This window comes from Paenibacillus sp. FSL F4-0243 (assembly GCF_037963295.1).
GTDB lineage: Bacteria > Bacillota > Bacilli > Paenibacillales > Paenibacillaceae > Paenibacillus_AQ.
Map to the genome: position 1 here is coordinate 2,641,722 of NZ_CP150151.1, position 17,759 is coordinate 2,659,480.

The following is a 17,759-nucleotide window of genomic DNA, read 5'->3' on the forward strand; positions in this document are numbered from 1 at the left end:
ATGCTGATTGCAGACAGATATGAAAGAATCGTAGAACTAGTGAATGAACGTGGCAGCATTCGTGTCTCGGAACTGAGTACATTATGCCAAGTGACGGAGGAGACCATCCGCCGGGATCTTGATCGCTTGGAAAAGGCGGGGAGGCTGCTACGCTCGCACGGCGGTGCAGTCAGTCTACGTGATCGTCAGCCAGAGACGCCATATGCTGAACGTGAAATTATGAACGCAGCGGAGAAGCAGCAGATTGCTCGTGAAGCAGTGATGATGATAAAGCCGGGAGATCGGATTTTGCTGGATGCTAGCACAACTGCATGGTATATGGCCTCACATTTGCCGGATATGCCACTAACTGTACTGACTAATTCTATTAGGGTAGCTGCGGAGTTAAGTGGGAAGGAACGAATAGATGTGATCTCAACTGGCGGTCAACTGAGCCGCAGATCGATGTCCTTTGTTGGTCATTTAGCCGAGCGTTCGCTTGAGTTGTATCACGTGGATAAGATGTTTTTTTCTTGCAAAGGATTTCATCTCGAACGCGGCGCCAGTGAATCGAATGAGCTGCAAGCGATGGTGAAGCGAAAGATGATTTCTATCGCGGAGCAGGTGATCCTACTTTGTGACTCCAGCAAATTCGGAATTCAAGCGTTCACACATGTTGCCACGACTAGTGAATTGGATGTTGTGATAACGGATTACAGCCCTGCCACAGAACAGCTAAAGCAGCTACAGGAGCTGAACATCGCAATAACAACCGTGTAGAAAATAGTGTTGCAGGAGGTGAAGACATGAAGGTATCGATGTTTATTACTTGCATCAGTGATGCTGTGTACCCGAAGGTCGGAGAAGCGATGGCACGTCTGCTTGCCAGATATGGCGTACAGCTGGATTTTCCCGAAGTGCAGACCTGCTGCGGACAGCCTGCGTACAATAGTGGCTATTGGAATGAGGCACGTCAAGCTGCACTTACGATTTTGCAGGCTTTCGAAGACAGTGACTTTGTCATTGCTCCTTCCGGGTCTTGCACCGGGATGCTTCATCATTACCCGAAACTGTTTCAGGATGATCCGATTAATTTGGTCAAGGCGCAGAATTTGCAGCGCAAATCCTATGAGTTCAGCCAGTTCATGGTACAGGTGCTTGGCGTAACGGATCTAGGGGCAGTATTTCCGCATAAAGTTACCTATCATCCTTCCTGTCATGGCACTCGGATTCTGGGGATTCGTGATGAGCCTATGTTACTTATGCAGAATGTGAAGGCGATGGAGCTAGTGCCATTACCTTTTGCTGAGGACTGTTGTGGGTTTGGTGGAACCTTTGCCGTGAAGATGTCTGATATCTCCGGGGCGATGGTCACCGAGAAGTCAGATCATGTGCTGGAGTCGGAAGCAGAAGTCTTAACGGGTCTGGATATGGGCTGTCTTATGAATATTGCTGGGAATTTGCGTTATCGCCACAAACCGGTCCGAGTCATGCATTTAGCAGAGCTACTGTATGAGGGGGTGAGTGGACAATGAGTCAGAATGCCGCTCAGACTAAATCGGAATCGATTAATGTGAAGCCAGCAACGGTAAAAGAGCGTGCCGACTTGGCGCTGAATAATGACTTTTTGCGCAAGGCGGTTCGCTTTACTACGGAAAGGCTGCGTGACGGGAAACAAAAAGCGGCGAACGATCATGGACACTGGGAAGAATGGCGCGAACGTGGGCGGCAAATTCGCCTGCATACGATCGCTCATCTGGATTATTACTTAAATCTATTTGCGGACAATGCAAGAGCGAACGGCACGCATATTCATTTTGCGGCAACGGGTGAAGAGGCAGTGAAGATTACTTTAGAGATTGCACAGCGAAAACAAGCGGCTTCCGTGGTCAAATCAAAATCGATGGTGACTGAGGAGCTGCATTTGAATACGGCTCTTGAATCCATTGACGTGGAGACGATTGAAACAGATCTTGGCGAATATATTATCCAGCTTGCCGGAGAAACTCCGTCTCATATCATTATCCCAGCCATCCATAAGAACCGCTATCAGATTGCTGAGCTGTTGTCCAAGGAGGCAGGGGAGGAGCTTTTGCCTGAGACTACAATCCTTGCAGGATTTGTACGGCGCAAGTTACGGGAGAAATTCCTAGAAGCGGATATTGGGATGACGGGATGCAATTTTGCGATTGCAGAAACAGGTTCCATGGTGCTATTCGAGAATGAGGGCAATGCTCGCATGGTCACTACCTTGCCAAAGACGCAAATCACTTTGATGGGGATGGAGCGGATTATTCCTTCTTGGAGCGACCTTGAGGTGATGGCTACGTTATTACCTCGTTCAGCAACTGGCCAGAAGCTAACAGTGTATATGTCCGGTATTTCAGGACCCCGTAGAAAGGATGATGGGGACGGACCGGAAGAGCAGCATATTATTATCCTTGATAATGGTCGATCTGAGCAGCTCGGCGATCCAGAGTTTCAGGAGCTACTGAACTGCATCCGCTGTGGAGCTTGTCTGAATGCCTGCCCTGTCTATCGTCATATTGGCGGTCATGCCTATGGTGGAACTTATAGCGGACCGATCGGAGCAGTGTTGACCCCAGCACTGAACAAAAATGTAGATCAATGGGATGATATCGCAGGTGCATCGAGTCTATGCGGTGCGTGTTATGAAGCTTGTCCAGTCAAAATCCCTCTGCATGATATGCTTATCTATTTACGGCGACGTAAGGTAGAAAGAGGTTATGGAGACAAAGCGGAAGGTCTTGGCATGAAAGGTTTTGGTGCGATTATGGCGAAGTCCCAGCGATTCAGTAGTGTGATGAAAGTAGGCAGAATCGGACAAAAGCTACTTGTGAGAGACGGCGGAATTCCGTCAAAGCTTGGGCCGCTGAAAGGCTGGAATAACTACCGGATCGCTCCGAAGCTGGCAGATGAATCCTTCCGCGAGAGCTGGAAAGAGCTGCAGGAGGAGTTGGACAAAAATAGTCGCGAGATGGACCCGTCGATACAGAAGCGGATGGAAGATTTATTAGCGAAGCGGAAGGCGGAAGAACTGAAAGGAGAGCCCGGATATGACTGAGGAAACGCACAGAGAATGGCTGGAGCGTATGGACCATGATTCTCGTGAGAAACAGCAGGCATTCATGAACGATATCGCTCGTCGCCTGAAGCGGCCAAGAACGACTGCGGCTCCGTTACATCCTTTTCGCGGTGCTCCAGATTATTGGCAAGAATTCCAGTGGAGTCCAGAAGAACGCATCGATCAATTTACTGCGAATTTTCAAAGTGCAGGTGGACATGTGTTTCGCATGGCAACGATGGATGAAGCTAAAGCTTTTATCGTCAATAAAGCGAGTGATATGCTCGCCCGTTATATTCTCCGGCAAAATGTAGCTGAGCTTGCGGCACTTCGGCTAGAAGAAGAACTTGTAGATTCGCGGGTATCTGTCTGGAATACGGATATGCAAGAAGCATGGAAAGCTAGGGCGGCGGAAGCCGATATTGGGATTGTGATCGCGGATTATGCAGTTGCTTATACAGGCTCTATTACAGTGTTATCTTCTGCGGATAAAGGGCGCTCTGTCAGTCTGTTGCCAACCGCATTAATTGCCATCATTCCGCTGGAGCGGCTGAAGACTCGTCTGGGTGAGGTGCTTATTGATTTTGATGAAGCGGGACAATCGGGTCTCCCCGCAGGTATTCACTTTATCTCTGGACCTAGCCGTTCAGCGGATATTGAGAATGATCTGACGATAGGTGTGCATGGCCCTGGAATCGTATTCGCCTTGCTGGTAGGCTGATGAGGAGATAAGGAGTGTTGTTTAAGAATGAATGCTGGGGCGCATAAACAGGGTCAGAATCATATTGCTATTGATATTGGAGCTTCTAGTGGGAGAGTCGTTTGCGGAACCTTGCAAGAACCGGAAGGAACCTTATCATTAACAGAAATTCACCGTTTTAGTAATGGGTTCTCTGAGAAGAATGGTAATCTTTATTGGGACGTCGATTATTTATTTGCTGAAATTGTAAAAGGCTTGCAGAAGGCGAAGTCAAAAGGAATTGAGCATTGTACCGTCGGAATTGATACTTGGGCCGTGGATTACGTACTTCTAGATCAGAAGGGTACACGAATTCATGAAGTTTTTTCTTATCGTGATTCCCGAACAGATGGAGCGGTACAAAGCGTACATCGCAATATATCAACCGAAAGCGTTTACAGAAAGACGGGGATACAAGTTCTCCCGATTAATACGTTGTACCAGCTGTTTGTGCATGATCAGGCAGATCTTGAAGCAGCACATTCAATCCTGTTGGTCCCTGATTATCTCTACTATCGGCTTACGGGACGAAGAATTAGTGAAGTCACGAATGCTTCAACCACGGGTCTGCTGAATCTGCAAACTCGGGATTATGATACTGATTTACTGGCACTGCTTGGTCTTTCAAAAGAGCAGTTTCCTCCCTTAACGGAACCTGGGGAACGAATTGGCGGATTGACTGATGACTTGGTGGCACGGGGCGATCTTCCAGATTGTGAGTTCATAGCAGTTGCCACACATGATACAGCATCAGCTGTACTAGGCGTTCCTGCAAGTAGCGACAAATGGGGATTTCTCAGTAGTGGTACTTGGTCACTCATCGGGGTGGAACGAGCTTCAGCCATTACAAGTCCAGAAGCGATGGAGCGCAATTATACAAACGAATGGGGAGCCTTCGGCTCATTCCGTTTTCTTAAGAACATTATGGGGATGTGGCTGATCCAAAAGGTTCGTGAGGAATATGGTGGTCAATACAGCTTCGGCGAACTGGTAGAATTGGCAGCGCAAGAAATTCCTTTTAGATCCATCATCTACTGCAATGATGAACGATTCATGAATCCATCCAACATGATCAGCGAGATACAGAGCTATTGTGCGGAAGTCGGACAGTGGGTACCAAAGACACCAGGGGAGATCGCCAGATGTGTGTTTGACAGTCTTGCTCTTTCATACTATTTCTATGTTCAGGATCTACAGCTATTGACCGGCGAGAAGTGGGAGCGGCTGCACATCGTAGGCGGAGGGGCGAACAACGCACTACTATGTCAGATCGCGGCGGATTTACTTGAGATGGAGATTTACGCTGGTCCAACGGAATCCACCGCATTAGGTAATGTAGTTATGCAAATGATCAGCGTGGGTACAGTCACAGATATTAAAGAAGCAAGAGAAGTTATATATCGTTCATTTGATGTAACAATCTATATTCCACAAGAGATGGACTCTTCCCTAAAAACCGCGGCATTAGCTGAGTTTGCTCGAATGCAGATCGTTTAAGAGTAACTAATAAAGTAACCGAGAATATATGGGATGACTATTAGATAGCTATGGATGAGTAAAAGAAGGGTATAAATCCCCCTCATTGAGCGCAAAAAGCGGAAAACGAGCAAAAGAAGGGTATAAATCCCCCTCATTGGGTGCAAAAAGCGGAAAACGAGCAAAAGAAGGGTATAAATCCCGCTCATTGAGTGCAAATAGCGGAAAACGAGCAAAAGAGGGGTATAAATCCCCTACATTGAGTGTAAAAAGCGGAAAACGAGCAAAAGAAGGGTATAAATCCCCCTCATTGAGCGCAAAAAGCGGAAAACGAGCAAAAGAAGGGGAAAAATACCCCTAAATGAAATCACTAAGACAAGATCAGGAGGCTCAAGCATGGAGCAGAATACAGAAAGCTTAAAGAGCATTCAGACGAGCTATAATGAGGCGAAAAAGCTCTACGCTCAGCACGGTATTGACGTAGATAAAGTATTAGAGCAGCTTGCAGCAATCAAAATTTCATTGCACTGCTGGCAAGGAGACGATGTAAAGGGCTTCCTGAATAAGGAAAAGGAGCTAAGTGGCGGGATCGCTGTCACGGGCAGTTACCCGGGACGAGCAAGAAATCCGGAGGAGCTGCGCCGAGATTTGGAGCAAGCACTAGCACTTATCCCCGGACGTCATAAAGTTAATTTACATGCTATTTATGCCGATACGGAAGAAACGGTAGATCTTGATGCGCTAGAGCCTAAGCATTTTGAAAGATGGGTGGACTGGGCTAAGGAGCAGGGACTTGGATTAGATTTCAATCCCACTTGCTTCTCTCATGAAAAAGCTAATGATGGCTTTACACTAAGCCACTCGGATCCTGAAATCCGCAATTTCTGGATTGCTCATTGCAAGGCTTCACGCCGAATCTCCGAATCTTTCGGTCAGGCACTAGGTCAGCCTTGTGTAACCAACTTCTGGGTTCCAGATGGATATAAAGATACACCGATCGACCGTCTGTCACCGAGAGTGCGACTTCAGCAATCACTGGACGAGATCTTCAGCGAGGAGATCGATCAGCAATATAACATTGATGCTGTAGAAAGCAAGCTGTTCGGAATTGGTTCAGAAAGTTATGTGGTAGGTTCGCATGAATTTTATATGGGTTATGCACTAAGTCGGGGCAAAGCGGTTTGCTTCGATGCTGGGCATTTCCATCCGACCGAGACCATCTCGAATAAATTATCCTCTTGGCTGCTGTTTGGTGATCAATTGTTGCTGCATGTTAGCCGTCCAGTACGCTGGGACAGCGATCATGTGGTGACTATGGATGATGAACTGCTGGAGATTGCTCGTGAACTAGTTAGAGGTCAATTCCTAGAAAGAACTCATATTGGACTCGATTTCTTTGACGGAAGTATTAATCACATTGCCGCTTGGGTGATCGGAACACGTAACACAATCAAAGCCCTGCTACGTGCGATGCTGGAACCGATAGAGCTATTGAAGCAAATTGAACTGGATGGGGATTATACTACTAGACTTGCATTGGTAGAGGAATTGAAATCTTATCCGTTCGGAGCTATTTGGGATTATTATTGTGCGACGAATGGTGTGCCTGTCCGAGAAAGTTGGCTGAGCGATGTGAAGCAATACGAAGTAGATGTTTTATCAAAGCGATAAAGTACTTGTAATGGCGGTTACCACACGGTAGCCGCTTTTTATGTTCATGATTCGTACTTATTTGAAAAGATCTGTGATCTCTGCTATGTTTTATCAAAAGAGAGGGAGGCGATATTATGGAGAAATATGGACCGAATCCGAATTCGCTCTATCCGAATGAACAGATCAAAAGCATCTGTTATATTAAAAATGTGATTACAAGGAACAATATTATGGTTGGCGATTATACTTACTATGATGATATAGACGGTGCGGAAAAGTTTGAGGAGCATGTGACTCATCATTATGATTTTATTGGAGACAAGCTTATTATTGGGAAATTCTGTGCGATTGCCAAAGGTATTGAATTTGTCATGAATGGTGCGAACCATCGAATGAATTCTGTTACGACCTACCCTTTTAATATCATGTCTAATGGCTGGGAGCATGCGGTTCCAGAACTATCAGAGCTACCCTTAAAAGGAGATACGGTGATCGGCAACGATGTGTGGATAGGGCAGAATGTTACGGTTATGCCGGGTGTACATATTGGGAATGGGGCCGTCATCGCGGCCAATTCAACAGTTGTGAAAGATATTCCGGCTTATAGTGTGGCTGGAGGAAATCCATGTAAAGTAATTAGAAAACGTTTTGATGATGAATTGATCGAACATCTAGAAGCGCTTAAGTGGTGGGATTGGGATGCCGAGCGAATCTTTAAGAATCTTGAAGCGTTATGCAGCAGTGATTTGAATAAGATCAAAGAAATTAAATGATATTGTGTAAGTTTCATAGAACGAGCTATAGTTTATCTTAAAGATATAAATAATAGCTGAGGGTATACTGACTGTATGTACTTCATATGAACCTTGCGGAGGGAAAATCTAATGAAGAAAGATGATGATAAGATCACTGCGGAACTCACAGCAGAGAAGTTTCCATACAGTAAAGAGAACGAGGAGATGGTGACGCGGAATTTTTGGACTAAAACTAAAAAGTTCGCAGGAAAGATCCCATTTACTAAAGATGCTATTGCGATGTATTATTGCGCAGTCGACGCAAAGACCCCTTTATGGGCAAAAGGAATTGCCTTCGGAGCGTTGGCTTATTTCATCTCCCCGATTGATGCGATACCCGATGCGATTCTCGGCCTTGGATTTACAGATGATGCAGCGATCATTGCAGCAGGCATTAAAGCGATATCTGGTCAGGTAACCAACGAACATAAGGAAAAGGCCGAGGCATTTTTTGAAAAATAAAAGGTGCAGCTTTAAGCTACACCGTAATATCCATACCTTCTGGACAGCTTTCTGCGGAAAGCTGTTTTGTTTTGTAAACCTCTCCCCAGTCTTTCATGAGTTTAATAATAGGGGTCAGTGTCTTGCCAAATTCAGTTAACGAGTATTCGACTTTCGGGGGAACCTGATGGTAGACCTCACGGTGAACAACTCCATCTTCTTCCAGCTCTCTAAGCTGCAAGGTTAACATGCGTTGAGTGATTCCTGGGCATATTCGGCGAAATTCGTTAAAGCGTTTCGTTCCATCCATCAAGTGATAGATGAGAATCCCCTTCCATTTTCCTCCTATAACATCGAGCGTAAATTCCACAGGGCAAGCTTCCTTATTGCCTCCTGGGAAATCTCCGAATCCACCTTTTCGATCACGCATAGCCGTTCAACTCCCATAGTATCATTTTGTATACTACATAACATTAATGTGCGTACTTTTAAAGAAGTGATATATATTCTAATATTAAGCATGAGAACGGCAAACAGTCAAATGGGCCGTTGATTCTAAGCAAATAAAAGGAGTGTTAAATATGGATACTTTATCATTAAACAAGAATGAAATCCTGTCTGCTTACCAGTTCAGACATGCAACTAAAGAATTTGATAGTCATAAAAAAATTAGTGAGTCAGACTTTCAGTTTATTCTGGAAACAGGACGTCTGTCACCAAGTTCATTCGGATTCGAGCCTTGGCGTTTTGTCGTAGTACAAAGTCCGGAAATACGTGAGAAATTACGTGCTCATGCCTGGGGAGCACAAAAGCAATTGTCAACCGCAAGTCATTTTGTATTGATTCTCTCACGTCTTCCTAAAGATATGGCTGCTGATTCAGATTATATTAAAGGGATCATGGAGCATGTGCAGGAGCTACCTCCAGAAGTGATGGAGGGGAAAGGTAATATGTTCGATAAGTTCTTAAAGGTTGATTTCGGATTGATGGAGAATGAGCGTGCAATGTTCGAATGGAGCTGCCGTCAGACTTATATAGCCCTTGGTAATATGATGACATCAGCCGCTTTAATCGGAATCGATTCTTGCCCAATGGAAGGTTTCGATAAGGCGAAGATAGAGCAAGTTCTTGCCGAAGAGGGGATTATGGATGCCGAACATTTTGGAATCTCCTGCATGGTAGCCTTTGGGTATCGTTTGAATGAACCACGTGGAAAAACAAGACAAAGCGCAGGGCAAGTCGTTCAGTGGGTTTAACTAAGCTGGAATCTCATTTTTGAGCTGCATAACGAAAATAATGAAACCTGCAAAGTCTCCAGTGTCTTGGAGATCATGCAGGTTATTTTTGTTTAATTCTTACAAGATTCGAAAAGTAATTGAAATTTTCATGAAAACTCTGATACTCTTATTGAGGTGACCCATTTTAAGCTTTATCGAGTTAATTTAATAATGAAGGGATCCTGCATCATGAAAATCATTCGCATAATTATCCAAGTGTTCCTGCTTTATTTGTTCTACTTGGCTGGAGACTTCCTGCAAAAGCAGCTGCAACTTCCCGTTTCTGGGAGTATCGTCGGATTACTGCTGCTCTTTGTTTTATTGCTATTCAAGGTTGTACCAGTGAAGTGGATTGAAGATGGTGCAACAACAATATTAGCTTATCTTCCGTTATTTTTTATTCCAGCGACGGCTGGGATCGTGAAGCATATGGATATTTTTAGTGGAAGAGGTTTGCTCTTAATCTTGATTCTTATCGTTAGCAGCGTCCTCACAATTGCAGCAGCAGCACATACGAGTCAATGGCTTTCAACCTTGAAAGGAAAGAGCAAGGCGGGCTGGAGCAGCAAGAGCTTAAGCGAAAAGGGGAAGGAATTATAATGTTTTTTATCGCGACAGGAATTGTCCTGCTTAATGTTGCTATTTATTTGATGATGTCCGTAATTTATAGACGTTTTCGGTTTCCTGTACTGATTCCCGCGTTAACAGCAACTGTCCTTGTTGTAGCAATACTTCTATATTTTCATATTCCGTATGATACATATATGATAGGCGGTCAGTGGATCAATCAGTTACTCGGTCCTGCTGTAGTGGCGCTAGCCTACCCATTGTATAAACAACGTAATGTGTTAGTTGAGAATCTTCCAGCCATCCTAGGGGGGGCGATTGCAGGTCTGTTATTAGGGATGTTTAGTGGTCTGCTTTTGGCGGCTGGTCTAGGATTCTCTAAATTGTATGTTCTGTCCATTTTGCCAAAATCGATCACAACACCTGTGGCGATACAAATCTCAAATGGTTTAGGTGGGGACTCCTCGCTAACCTCCGTATTTGTAATGATTGCCGGATTTACAGGTGCGATTGGCGGTCCTCTCATTATTAAACTGTTTAAGATTCGAAGCGAAGTTGGGATTGGGATCGGGTTAGGAACGGGTTCTCATGCACTTGGGACTGCAAAGGCACTGGAATACGGTGAACAGTCAGTTTCAATGAGCTCCGTAGCGATGACCGTTTGTGCTATTGTCGGTTCATGTATCGGTCCGGTTGTAGCTTGGATCATGTACCCTTAAATTCATTCATCGTAACTATGTTTGCAAAACACTCCATCGGGTAACTATAACTAAGGAACAAATAAAGCAAAGCACCTGAGGAGGATTTCACATGTCAGATTATTCTCAAGATGAAGCGGAAATCCGCAACAAGGAAAATAAAGACGGCGATTCATTAGCTGAAATTAAGAAGATGGAGAATGGTGTGGACATCGAGCCAGAAGCAGACGATTGGGTAGCCAAGCCTGCAGAGTCCTCGCATCCTGATCCGCTTCCTAACGATTTGGACTAAATGATTCGGAAGATAGGCTGTCCTTCATTGGGCAGTCTGTTTTTCTTGAGATGATTTTAGCAATTATTGTATAATGAATTCAAGTACAACCTCATCAGAGAGTTTTCTCCAAGTTCTTAGTAGCTTTTCGCAGATTTCACAGATCTCAGCCATTCTTGTAGCAGGGAGGAAATGAAATGCGTAGTCGGAATGAGAACAGCCGATATCGGCAAAAACGTGGTGAGGCCCTTGCAGGCAACTTTGAGAAAAAGTATGGTTCAAACTTTGGCGTACGTAGTGAACTTTCAACGGATACGTTAAAGAAACAAGACGACGATCAGTCGCTAATATCGGCTCAGCATCATGAAGAACGGCTTAAACCATAAGCGTGGATGGATAGAGGATCCGCTTCACCCTTTATAATTTGTAATGAAGACATACCCTTTGGGTTATGTCTTTTTTTGTTGCGCATATCTCCTGAAGGATTAAGGCATAATAGGGCCGGATGGATATTTAAGAAAATAATGACAACTAGGAGCGGTGTATAAACATGATGACTTCTCTATTTTCTTCAAGCGGAGATTCTGCGATGGCAGTGGCAGGCCAATATTTCTTTTATTTTATGATCTACTCTTTTTTAGGCTGGGTATTGGAAGGTGCATATAACTTATATAGTAATGGAAGCTTTCGCAAAGAAGGCTTTCTAAAAGGCCCTTTTAAACCAATGTATGGATTTGCACCACTGCTTCTACTGATTGCCAGAGACTTAACCCTGCCTTTCCCAATTGTCCTCCTGCTTGCGTTAGTCGTTCCTTCAGCTGTTGAATACGTAAGTGGTTGGCTGCTAAAAACTGTGTTTCAAAAGCAATGGTGGGATTATTCAGGGATGTCTTATCAACTGCAAGGGCATATTTGCCTTCAATTCTCCCTATATTGGTGGGCGCTATCGGTAGCTTGTGTATATGGGATTCAGCCGTTTATGGAGCGTTTGTATTCACTAGTCTATAATGTTTGGGGAATTATATTTCCTTTCGTGGGACTCTATCTTATGGCTGATTTATTGTGGACTTGCTGGAGTCGGTATAGAAGTGAGAAGACCCCCCAATATCAAGATTAATGATGCCTATATGGACATAATAAGCATTCTTTTGTATATGAAGCACAAACATTTCAGTGACAAGCATTTCGATCTTGCATATCAGTTTTGTGTCGTAAATAATATAGCCATATATTAAATACTAGACGGACTGGTGGAGATTACGATGACAGGGAAGATTCTAGTAAGCGCATGTCTGTTAGGACATAAAGTGCGTTATGATAATGGTGATGTACCGTGTCTCGATGCTCGTTTCTTGAAGTGGTATGAGGAAGGGCGTTTTGTCCACATTTGTCCTGAGGTAGTCGGAGGGTTATCAACGCCTCGTCCAGATGCCCAGCGGCAAGGTGAGCGGGTAGTAATAGGTGCAGGTGTGGATGTTACGGAACCTTTTATGAAGGGTGCTCAAGCAACGCTGAAGCTGGCTACAGAACATCAAGTTACATTAGCAATATTAAAACAGGATAGTCCTTCTTGTGGTAGTCTTTATATTTATGATGGTACTTTTAGGGATACGAAGATGTCAGGAGAAGGTACAACTACGGAGTTATTACGGCAAAATGGCTTTAAAGTGTTCGGCGAAGATCAACTAGATGAAGTGGAAAAAGAACTTGCTCGTATGGAGGGGTAAGTCATTCTTAAAGTAATAATTGGAACTCATGTTACATAGTGTGTATAAGGGGAACGAAGCAGTGTCCTTGGGAGAGGAAATGCCGTCCGAAGAGCCATCCTTCATTTGGGATTGGAGGCGGACGCAGATGAGTATTGACCAGCTCATTTCATTGCTTGTTCTTGTTATCATGATCGTACAGCTTGCCGGCTACAAAGGGAAACATTAAGCTCAAAGTCTCACCTCATTGTAACTGCTTCCGGACCTCAGAAAGTATTGAGCCGTTCGGAAGCTTTTTTTGTTCCACGCTAAGCATATTACCGAATCTAAAGGATTCCATCACAGTGATGTCTAATATATACATAATGTGGGTTTTTGGGAAGCCGGAGGAAAATAGGATGATGTTCTACAAAACGGTGTGAGAGGATGGATGAATAGCGTGCCGATGTCTGAGTATTATCAGGAGATCCGAGGAAAAGTGGGTTCAGAGTTATTAATGATGCCTTCCGTAGCTGCAGTAATAAGAAATAAAGAAGATGAAATTCTATTTATTCGAAAACCTGAAGAGTCCTTGTGGGGATTGCCAGCAGGCGCTATCGAGCCAGGGGAACGGCCGGGAAGAACTTTGCGCAGAGAAGTATATGAAGAGACTGGATTAATGGTGCATCCTACTTCCATTCTTGGGGTTTTTGGTGGAGGGAAATATAGATACGAATATAACAATGGAGACCAGGTGGAATATACAGTCATCGTATTTGAGTGTTCTATCATCCGTGGAACGCTGAGAGCAATGGATGGAGAAGTCGAAGAATTTAAGTTCTTTAAAGAAAGTGAGCTGCCCGAGATGGCCATTCCCTATCCAGTGGAGATTTTCAAGAAAGACCGCGAAGTGGCAAAAACGATATTTGAATGAGCTGGAGAGGAGTAACTCATGAAGACTTTTATTTATATGATTAGGCACGCAGTATCACCTTTTGTGCTTGGAGATGAGAGGGAACGAGGATTATCTGATAAAGGGCATGAGGACGCATATAGAATTAAAGAACTATTGGCGGAGGAAGAGATCACACATTTTGTCTCCAGTCCTTATAGACGAGCCATAGATACGATTAAGTATTTGGCTGAGGCATCAGATCAAGAAATTGAGCTGTATGAGGAACTTAGAGAAAGAGCCATCGCAAGCGTTGAAATCGAGATCAGTGAACAAGAATTTCTTCAGGGTATCCAGACATCATTCACAGACTTACAATATAAAATGCCAAATGGTGAGAGTACTCAGGAAGCGCAAGAGCGTGCGATCCCCATCATGAAGCAATTGATCCAGCAAAATAAAGGCGGCAAAATAGCACTAGGTACCCACGGGAATATCATGACCATTATCCTGAATTACTTCAATAAAGAGTATGGTTATGAGTTCTTTGAACAGACTTCGAAACCAGATATTTATAGGCTGGAATTTGATGAATTAGAGCTTACTAGTGTGGAACGAATGTGGAACCCCGAAGTCCTGAGCAAATGAAGTATTTTATTAAGCTGAATTCGTTAAGCGTACTTTATGCCTTTATGTTGTTTGTCGTAATAGAGCTACTAGTAAATATTTATCGTATTAGTAGAATTTCTGGCTTGGAGCTGGATAAAGTGAATAACTTGCAGCTTTTTTCATATTTGTGATGTTTATATTTTTTTCTATGGGGTTTGTTTGGATGACAAGAAAATATTTGAGCGGTAAAAAATCCATATATTTCACTACGATCCTGTGGTTTCCCTATTTGGTTCTGTTTATTAATTTATTCGCAGCATGGTTCCCGATTACAGAAGCTGCGGATAAACCAGTTCCGGTAACGGGGTTAATCATAATAGGGGCCATGATTATTTATCCGTTTTATATCGTGATGATTAATATTATATCAAGCATAAATTTCAAGTCAGACGCAGGATAGAGGATGGAAATGAGAGTCAATGCTTTAAAAGAAAGAGTTATTTATGGATGCATCTGCTTAATTGTTATTGTACTGGGGTTATGCTCTAGAGCATTCTCGGAACAGCTACCTTTGTTTGTAACGAGACATTTTGGAGATGCGCTTTGGGGCAGCATGGTTTACTTTATGTTTCGTGTACTGCTAGTGAACCGGAAGCTGTGGATCGCTTTTATGTGGAGCCTGATGTTTAGTTTCGGCATAGAATTTAGCCAACTGTATCAAGCAGAGTGGATCAACAGCATCCGTGCTACCATACTCGGTGGGTTGATTCTCGGAAAGGGATTCCTATGGATTGACCTTGTTCGATATACCGTTGGAATTACGCTTTCTTACGGACTGGATCAATACTTTCGCCCAAAACTGCACCGAATAGATAAATAGCTTTTAATGGAGATGAACCTAAAAATGGTAAATAGCTTGATTGTAGTATGCTTGCTTACAATGATTATTCATACAGCAGAAACCTTATCTTATTCGGTAAGATACGCCGGGGTGAAGCTGAACAAGATAGCTATTGCTTTGTCTCTGACAGGCATTATTGTTCTCGTGTCAAGAACTGCAAACATGATTCAAGCTCCACTGACGGCTAAATTCGTAGATTATGCCAAAATACATTCTGATTTCCCACTTCTTAATTACTTGAGAATTATATTGTTAGCTTCTTCATTAGGGACATTAATTGCCATTGCTATTTTCCCTACTTTTGTAGGCTTGTTTGGGAGAATCATCTCAAAGCTTGAAATCGAAGGTTCTATTCCCAAGCTGCTTACGAGCGTAACGATCGGGCAGTTAAAAAACACTAGAAAATACATAAGAAAACCAAAAGTGAATCTATATAACTTCAGATACCTGGGGATTCCTAAACGTTTTATTGTTATGAATGTTTTTGTTACAGCCTTTTACACCGTAGGGGTCATATCATCTTTGTATGCTGCTCATCTAATGCCTCAATATAGCACGACTGCTTCTCAAGCCTCAGGATTGATTAACGGAATGGCGACTATACTGCTGACCATATTTATCGACCCACAGCTTGGTCTTATTACCCATAAAGCCACTGAAAATGTAGAATACCGTGATCAGCTAGGAAAAATATATGTGGTATTGATGGGTTCGCGATTTATAGGTACTATATTTGCTCAGCTCCTAATTGTGCCTGCAGCCCAACTAATTAGTATGTTAGTGAAGCTGATATGAGCCGGTGGGAACGAATCCTTATGGAAGCTTAGACTCTGCAGATCGTAGAGCTAAGGAGATCTTCTGCTCCCAGCTGTAAATATTCTGATGCATGTCATGAATTCGTTTCATTTGCTCATAGGATATTTTCATTTCTGATACTGCCTTAATTGCATCCCCTTGTTTTACAGCCGATTTATATTGTTTATCTGCTTCTGAACGAACTTTCTGCGCTACAGCGATATTCTTGTTCTCGGCGGTGATTTGCTTCTTCAGAGCTGTGATTGGTGCCAGAGCATCTTTGATAGGCTTGATCTTGGCAGCTGTTTGCTTGCGGGCAGTTGCCAAAGCGTCTGTCTTGGCCTTAATTTCAGTTCTAGCGAGTGTTACCGCAGCTTTGAGCTTATTGCGTCTTAGATCCAGGAGAGTGGCTGTCTTAAAGTCCTTAGCTTTCTTGGCTGCGGTAGACTGCTTACTGAGTGTGCTGTATTGGTCCAGTAGAGGAGCATGTTTCTTCTGAGCCGACGTTGCTTCAGATGATAAACGACTCAGCAGAACCTTATCTGTTGACTCTATGACAGAGTGAATAGATTTCAGAGTTTCATTGTTCTGCTTACGTAGCATTTGAATTTTTGAGCTATCGGACTTGAGGGCTACTTGAAGCGAGGTATAATTACCATGGAGACCGTTAATGTCATCTAAGGCTGAATCCCAGTCTGTACCTGCAGAAGCTAATGTAAGGTTGATGTTGAGGAGAGCTACTACTAGGATTAATTGGACAAACCTCTTTAAATAACTAAAATTGTGAATAAACATTCATTTCAGCTCCTTAATTAGTCTATGTGCGCAAAAAAAGCACCTCCAAGATAGGCATGAATGCCTATCTTGCGAGGTGCTTCTCCCGCAGAAATATAAATGATACACTTACTATAACTTGAAATTAATGGATAGTCAATCCGAAAAAGAACGTTTGTTTGCTTTTTGAAATAATGAAACATAAGGAGAGTCAAAGATGAATTCACATCTAGATCGAATGCATGATCGAGTGGCCTTAATAACCGGAACCTCTAGTGGATTTGGACTGCTCACAGCCCTTAAACTAGCAGGACAGGGATTCAAAGTTGTAGCAACCATGCGCGATTTGAGTCGTAAAGGCGAGCTTGAACAGCAGGCAGAGCAAGCAGGACTCTTGAAGCAGCTTCATTTTATGACCATGGATGTTACCGATAGTGATTCTATACAGGCGACTATAACCTCAGTACATGAAACATTCGGAAGAATTGATGTTTTGGTAAATAATGCAGGCTTTGCTATAGGCGGCTTCATAGAAGAGATATCCATGGAAGAATGGCGTCAGCAAATGGAGACGAATTTTTTCGGATTAGTCGCGGTCACAAAAGCTGTGCTGCCAGTTATGCGAGAACAGAAAAGTGGTACGATTATTAACGTGGGGAGTATAAGCGGGTTGTCCGGGTTTCCGGGGTATGCTCCATATGCAGCTTCCAAATTTGCAGTAGAAGGATTCAGTGAAAGTCTGCGTCATGAAATGTCTCCTTATGGAATACGTGTAGTATTAATTGAACCTGGCTCCTTCCGTACTCCGATTTGGGGAAAAGGAATGGCACAAATTCGTCAAGTCGAGGATTCTCCTTATAGAGACCGTCTGGACGCTGTGCTACGATATTCCAAGCATACCGCTGAAACTGCACCTGATCCAAAGCAAGTGGCAGATCTCATCGGTCGTATTACTGAAATGAAGTCACCGAGGCTTCGGTATCCTATCGGCAAAGGCACCCGGATCTTGATCTTAGGCAAAACGCTGCTCCCGTGGAAATGGCTGGAGAGAATTATTGCGAAAGAATTGAGGTGATGGAATGGAGCAATCCATAAACTTAACAATCATTAAACTCATTGGATA

The 17,759-nt window shown here is 43.6% G+C and carries 25 protein-coding genes; 23 read left to right on the forward strand and 2 right to left on the reverse strand.

The annotated features are described in order from the left end of the window. The 9 genes from NSS87_RS11465 to NSS87_RS11505 all read left to right on the forward strand — a co-directional run bounded on the left by NSS87_RS11465 (position 1) and on the right by NSS87_RS11505 (position 8,188). A complete protein-coding gene (locus tag NSS87_RS11465; protein ID WP_042187090.1) occupies positions 1-759 on the forward strand; it encodes a DeoR/GlpR family DNA-binding transcription regulator in 759 nt (252 codons plus the stop codon). A gap of 26 nt (positions 760-785) precedes the next feature. Beyond that, complete coding sequence (locus NSS87_RS11470; protein WP_042187093.1) at positions 786-1,514, forward strand: (Fe-S)-binding protein; 729 nt, start codon at positions 786-788, stop codon at positions 1,512-1,514. Beyond that, the gene (locus tag NSS87_RS11475) at positions 1,511-3,064 is read left to right on the forward strand and encodes a LutB/LldF family L-lactate oxidation iron-sulfur protein (RefSeq protein WP_339247178.1); all 1,554 of its coding nucleotides are present in this window, start codon (positions 1,511-1,513) and stop codon (positions 3,062-3,064) included. The genes NSS87_RS11470 and NSS87_RS11475 overlap by 4 nt, the downstream gene beginning before the upstream one ends. Beyond that, positions 3,057-3,785: an LUD domain-containing protein gene (locus NSS87_RS11480; RefSeq protein WP_339247180.1), complete on the forward strand. Its 729-nt coding sequence runs from the start codon at positions 3,057-3,059 to the stop codon at positions 3,783-3,785. Before NSS87_RS11475 ends, NSS87_RS11480 begins: the two co-directional genes overlap by 8 nt. Positions 3,786-3,812: 27 nt before the next feature. Further along, the gene (gene rhaB, locus NSS87_RS11485) at positions 3,813-5,300 is read left to right on the forward strand and encodes a rhamnulokinase (RefSeq protein ID WP_339247183.1); all 1,488 of its coding nucleotides are present in this window, start codon (positions 3,813-3,815) and stop codon (positions 5,298-5,300) included. A gap of 85 nt (positions 5,301-5,385) precedes the next feature. After that, complete coding sequence (locus tag NSS87_RS11490; RefSeq protein WP_339247185.1) at positions 5,386-5,640, forward strand: hypothetical protein; 255 nt, start codon at positions 5,386-5,388, stop codon at positions 5,638-5,640. A 35-nt stretch (positions 5,641-5,675) separates the two neighbouring features. After that, positions 5,676-6,950, forward strand: coding sequence for an L-rhamnose isomerase (gene rhaA / locus NSS87_RS11495; protein WP_339247187.1), 1,275 nt, complete (start codon positions 5,676-5,678; stop codon positions 6,948-6,950). A gap of 116 nt (positions 6,951-7,066) precedes the next feature. Then, positions 7,067-7,705 carry a Vat family streptogramin A O-acetyltransferase gene (locus tag NSS87_RS11500; RefSeq protein ID WP_042187105.1) on the forward strand — a complete coding sequence of 213 codons (639 nt, stop codon included), beginning with the start codon at positions 7,067-7,069 and terminating at the stop codon, positions 7,703-7,705. A gap of 111 nt (positions 7,706-7,816) precedes the next feature. Continuing rightward, the gene (locus tag NSS87_RS11505; protein WP_042187107.1) at positions 7,817-8,188 is read left to right on the forward strand and encodes a YkvA family protein; all 372 of its coding nucleotides are present in this window, start codon (positions 7,817-7,819) and stop codon (positions 8,186-8,188) included. A gap of 16 nt (positions 8,189-8,204) precedes the next feature. On the opposite strand, the gene NSS87_RS11510 is transcribed toward NSS87_RS11505, so the two are convergent. Beyond that, positions 8,205-8,597: a helix-turn-helix domain-containing protein gene (locus NSS87_RS11510; RefSeq protein WP_042187109.1), complete on the reverse strand. Its 393-nt coding sequence runs from the start codon at positions 8,595-8,597 to the stop codon at positions 8,205-8,207. Positions 8,598-8,748: 151 nt separating this feature from the next. Between NSS87_RS11510 and NSS87_RS11515 the strand changes: the two genes are divergently transcribed. The 13 genes from NSS87_RS11515 to NSS87_RS11575 all read left to right on the forward strand — a co-directional run bounded on the left by NSS87_RS11515 (position 8,749) and on the right by NSS87_RS11575 (position 15,862). Then, the gene (locus tag NSS87_RS11515; RefSeq protein ID WP_042187111.1) at positions 8,749-9,423 is read left to right on the forward strand and encodes an NAD(P)H-dependent oxidoreductase; all 675 of its coding nucleotides are present in this window, start codon (positions 8,749-8,751) and stop codon (positions 9,421-9,423) included. 210 nt (positions 9,424-9,633) lie between these two features. Beyond that, positions 9,634-10,044, forward strand: a complete 411-nt coding sequence (locus tag NSS87_RS11520) for a CidA/LrgA family holin-like protein (protein ID WP_042187112.1) — start codon at positions 9,634-9,636, stop codon at positions 10,042-10,044. Continuing rightward, the gene (locus NSS87_RS11525) at positions 10,044-10,730 is read left to right on the forward strand and encodes an LrgB family protein (RefSeq protein WP_042187114.1); all 687 of its coding nucleotides are present in this window, start codon (positions 10,044-10,046) and stop codon (positions 10,728-10,730) included. Before NSS87_RS11520 ends, NSS87_RS11525 begins: the two co-directional genes overlap by 1 nt. Before the next feature lie 91 nt (positions 10,731-10,821). Continuing rightward, a complete protein-coding gene (locus tag NSS87_RS11530) occupies positions 10,822-11,001 on the forward strand; it encodes a hypothetical protein (RefSeq protein WP_042126589.1) in 180 nt (59 codons plus the stop codon). Positions 11,002-11,177: 176 nt separating this feature from the next. After that, the gene (locus NSS87_RS11535) at positions 11,178-11,366 is read left to right on the forward strand and encodes a hypothetical protein (RefSeq protein ID WP_042187116.1); all 189 of its coding nucleotides are present in this window, start codon (positions 11,178-11,180) and stop codon (positions 11,364-11,366) included. 164 nt (positions 11,367-11,530) lie between these two features. Continuing rightward, positions 11,531-12,097: a putative ABC transporter permease gene (locus tag NSS87_RS11540; protein WP_339247193.1), complete on the forward strand. Its 567-nt coding sequence runs from the start codon at positions 11,531-11,533 to the stop codon at positions 12,095-12,097. Positions 12,098-12,242: 145 nt separating this feature from the next. Next, positions 12,243-12,707, forward strand: a complete 465-nt coding sequence (locus NSS87_RS11545; protein ID WP_339247195.1) for a DUF523 domain-containing protein — start codon at positions 12,243-12,245, stop codon at positions 12,705-12,707. 61 nt (positions 12,708-12,768) lie between these two features. Next, entirely contained in the window at positions 12,769-12,915 is a 147-nt protein-coding gene (locus NSS87_RS11550) for a hypothetical protein (RefSeq protein ID WP_156113097.1), read from the forward strand. A gap of 210 nt (positions 12,916-13,125) precedes the next feature. Beyond that, a complete protein-coding gene (locus tag NSS87_RS11555) occupies positions 13,126-13,599 on the forward strand; it encodes an NUDIX domain-containing protein (protein ID WP_042193681.1) in 474 nt (157 codons plus the stop codon). A gap of 18 nt (positions 13,600-13,617) precedes the next feature. Continuing rightward, positions 13,618-14,205: a histidine phosphatase family protein gene (locus NSS87_RS11560; protein WP_339247196.1), complete on the forward strand. Its 588-nt coding sequence runs from the start codon at positions 13,618-13,620 to the stop codon at positions 14,203-14,205. Between the two features lie 184 nt (positions 14,206-14,389). Further along, a complete protein-coding gene (locus NSS87_RS11565; protein WP_339247199.1) occupies positions 14,390-14,626 on the forward strand; it encodes a hypothetical protein in 237 nt (78 codons plus the stop codon). 9 nt (positions 14,627-14,635) lie between these two features. Further along, positions 14,636-15,046: a DUF2809 domain-containing protein gene (locus NSS87_RS11570; protein ID WP_081382731.1), complete on the forward strand. Its 411-nt coding sequence runs from the start codon at positions 14,636-14,638 to the stop codon at positions 15,044-15,046. A gap of 24 nt (positions 15,047-15,070) precedes the next feature. Then, the gene (locus tag NSS87_RS11575; protein WP_042187128.1) at positions 15,071-15,862 is read left to right on the forward strand and encodes a lipid II flippase Amj family protein; all 792 of its coding nucleotides are present in this window, start codon (positions 15,071-15,073) and stop codon (positions 15,860-15,862) included. A gap of 18 nt (positions 15,863-15,880) precedes the next feature. On the opposite strand, the gene NSS87_RS11580 is transcribed toward NSS87_RS11575, so the two are convergent. Then, on the reverse strand, positions 15,881-16,657 hold the full coding sequence (locus tag NSS87_RS11580; protein ID WP_339247204.1) for a hypothetical protein: 777 nt from the start codon (positions 16,655-16,657) through the stop codon (positions 15,881-15,883). A 196-nt stretch (positions 16,658-16,853) separates the two neighbouring features. Between NSS87_RS11580 and NSS87_RS11585 the strand changes: the two genes are divergently transcribed. Beyond that, positions 16,854-17,711, forward strand: coding sequence for an SDR family oxidoreductase (locus tag NSS87_RS11585; protein ID WP_042187132.1), 858 nt, complete (start codon positions 16,854-16,856; stop codon positions 17,709-17,711). Positions 17,712-17,759 lie beyond the last annotated feature (48 nt).

What these genes read in the sequence shown, in the direction of transcription:
- NSS87_RS11465 (WP_042187090.1), top strand. Translation starts at nt 1, where the DNA reads ATGCTGATTGCAGACAGATATGAAAGAATCGTAGAACTAGTGAATGAA.
- NSS87_RS11470 (WP_042187093.1), top strand. Translation starts at nt 786, where the DNA reads ATGAAGGTATCGATGTTTATTACTTGCATCAGTGATGCTGTGTACCCG.
- NSS87_RS11475 (WP_339247178.1), top strand. Translation starts at nt 1,511, where the DNA reads ATGAGTCAGAATGCCGCTCAGACTAAATCGGAATCGATTAATGTGAAG.
- NSS87_RS11480 (WP_339247180.1), top strand. Translation starts at nt 3,057, where the DNA reads ATGACTGAGGAAACGCACAGAGAATGGCTGGAGCGTATGGACCATGAT.
- rhaB (WP_339247183.1), top strand. Translation starts at nt 3,813, where the DNA reads ATGAATGCTGGGGCGCATAAACAGGGTCAGAATCATATTGCTATTGAT.
- rhaA (WP_339247187.1), top strand. Translation starts at nt 5,676, where the DNA reads ATGGAGCAGAATACAGAAAGCTTAAAGAGCATTCAGACGAGCTATAAT.
- NSS87_RS11500 (WP_042187105.1), top strand. Translation starts at nt 7,067, where the DNA reads ATGGAGAAATATGGACCGAATCCGAATTCGCTCTATCCGAATGAACAG.
- NSS87_RS11505 (WP_042187107.1), top strand. Translation starts at nt 7,817, where the DNA reads ATGAAGAAAGATGATGATAAGATCACTGCGGAACTCACAGCAGAGAAG.
- NSS87_RS11510 (WP_042187109.1), bottom strand. Translation starts at nt 8,597, where the DNA reads ATGCGTGATCGAAAAGGTGGATTCGGAGATTTCCCAGGAGGCAATAAG.
- NSS87_RS11515 (WP_042187111.1), top strand. Translation starts at nt 8,749, where the DNA reads ATGGATACTTTATCATTAAACAAGAATGAAATCCTGTCTGCTTACCAG.
- NSS87_RS11520 (WP_042187112.1), top strand. Translation starts at nt 9,634, where the DNA reads ATGAAAATCATTCGCATAATTATCCAAGTGTTCCTGCTTTATTTGTTC.
- NSS87_RS11525 (WP_042187114.1), top strand. Translation starts at nt 10,044, where the DNA reads ATGTTTTTTATCGCGACAGGAATTGTCCTGCTTAATGTTGCTATTTAT.
- NSS87_RS11530 (WP_042126589.1), top strand. Translation starts at nt 10,822, where the DNA reads ATGTCAGATTATTCTCAAGATGAAGCGGAAATCCGCAACAAGGAAAAT.
- NSS87_RS11535 (WP_042187116.1), top strand. Translation starts at nt 11,178, where the DNA reads ATGCGTAGTCGGAATGAGAACAGCCGATATCGGCAAAAACGTGGTGAG.
- NSS87_RS11540 (WP_339247193.1), top strand. Translation starts at nt 11,531, where the DNA reads ATGATGACTTCTCTATTTTCTTCAAGCGGAGATTCTGCGATGGCAGTG.
- NSS87_RS11545 (WP_339247195.1), top strand. Translation starts at nt 12,243, where the DNA reads ATGACAGGGAAGATTCTAGTAAGCGCATGTCTGTTAGGACATAAAGTG.
- NSS87_RS11560 (WP_339247196.1), top strand. Translation starts at nt 13,618, where the DNA reads ATGAAGACTTTTATTTATATGATTAGGCACGCAGTATCACCTTTTGTG.
- NSS87_RS11565 (WP_339247199.1), top strand. Translation starts at nt 14,390, where the DNA reads ATGACAAGAAAATATTTGAGCGGTAAAAAATCCATATATTTCACTACG.
- NSS87_RS11570 (WP_081382731.1), top strand. Translation starts at nt 14,636, where the DNA reads ATGAGAGTCAATGCTTTAAAAGAAAGAGTTATTTATGGATGCATCTGC.
- NSS87_RS11575 (WP_042187128.1), top strand. Translation starts at nt 15,071, where the DNA reads ATGGTAAATAGCTTGATTGTAGTATGCTTGCTTACAATGATTATTCAT.
- NSS87_RS11580 (WP_339247204.1), bottom strand. Translation starts at nt 16,657, where the DNA reads ATGTTTATTCACAATTTTAGTTATTTAAAGAGGTTTGTCCAATTAATC.
- NSS87_RS11585 (WP_042187132.1), top strand. Translation starts at nt 16,854, where the DNA reads ATGAATTCACATCTAGATCGAATGCATGATCGAGTGGCCTTAATAACC.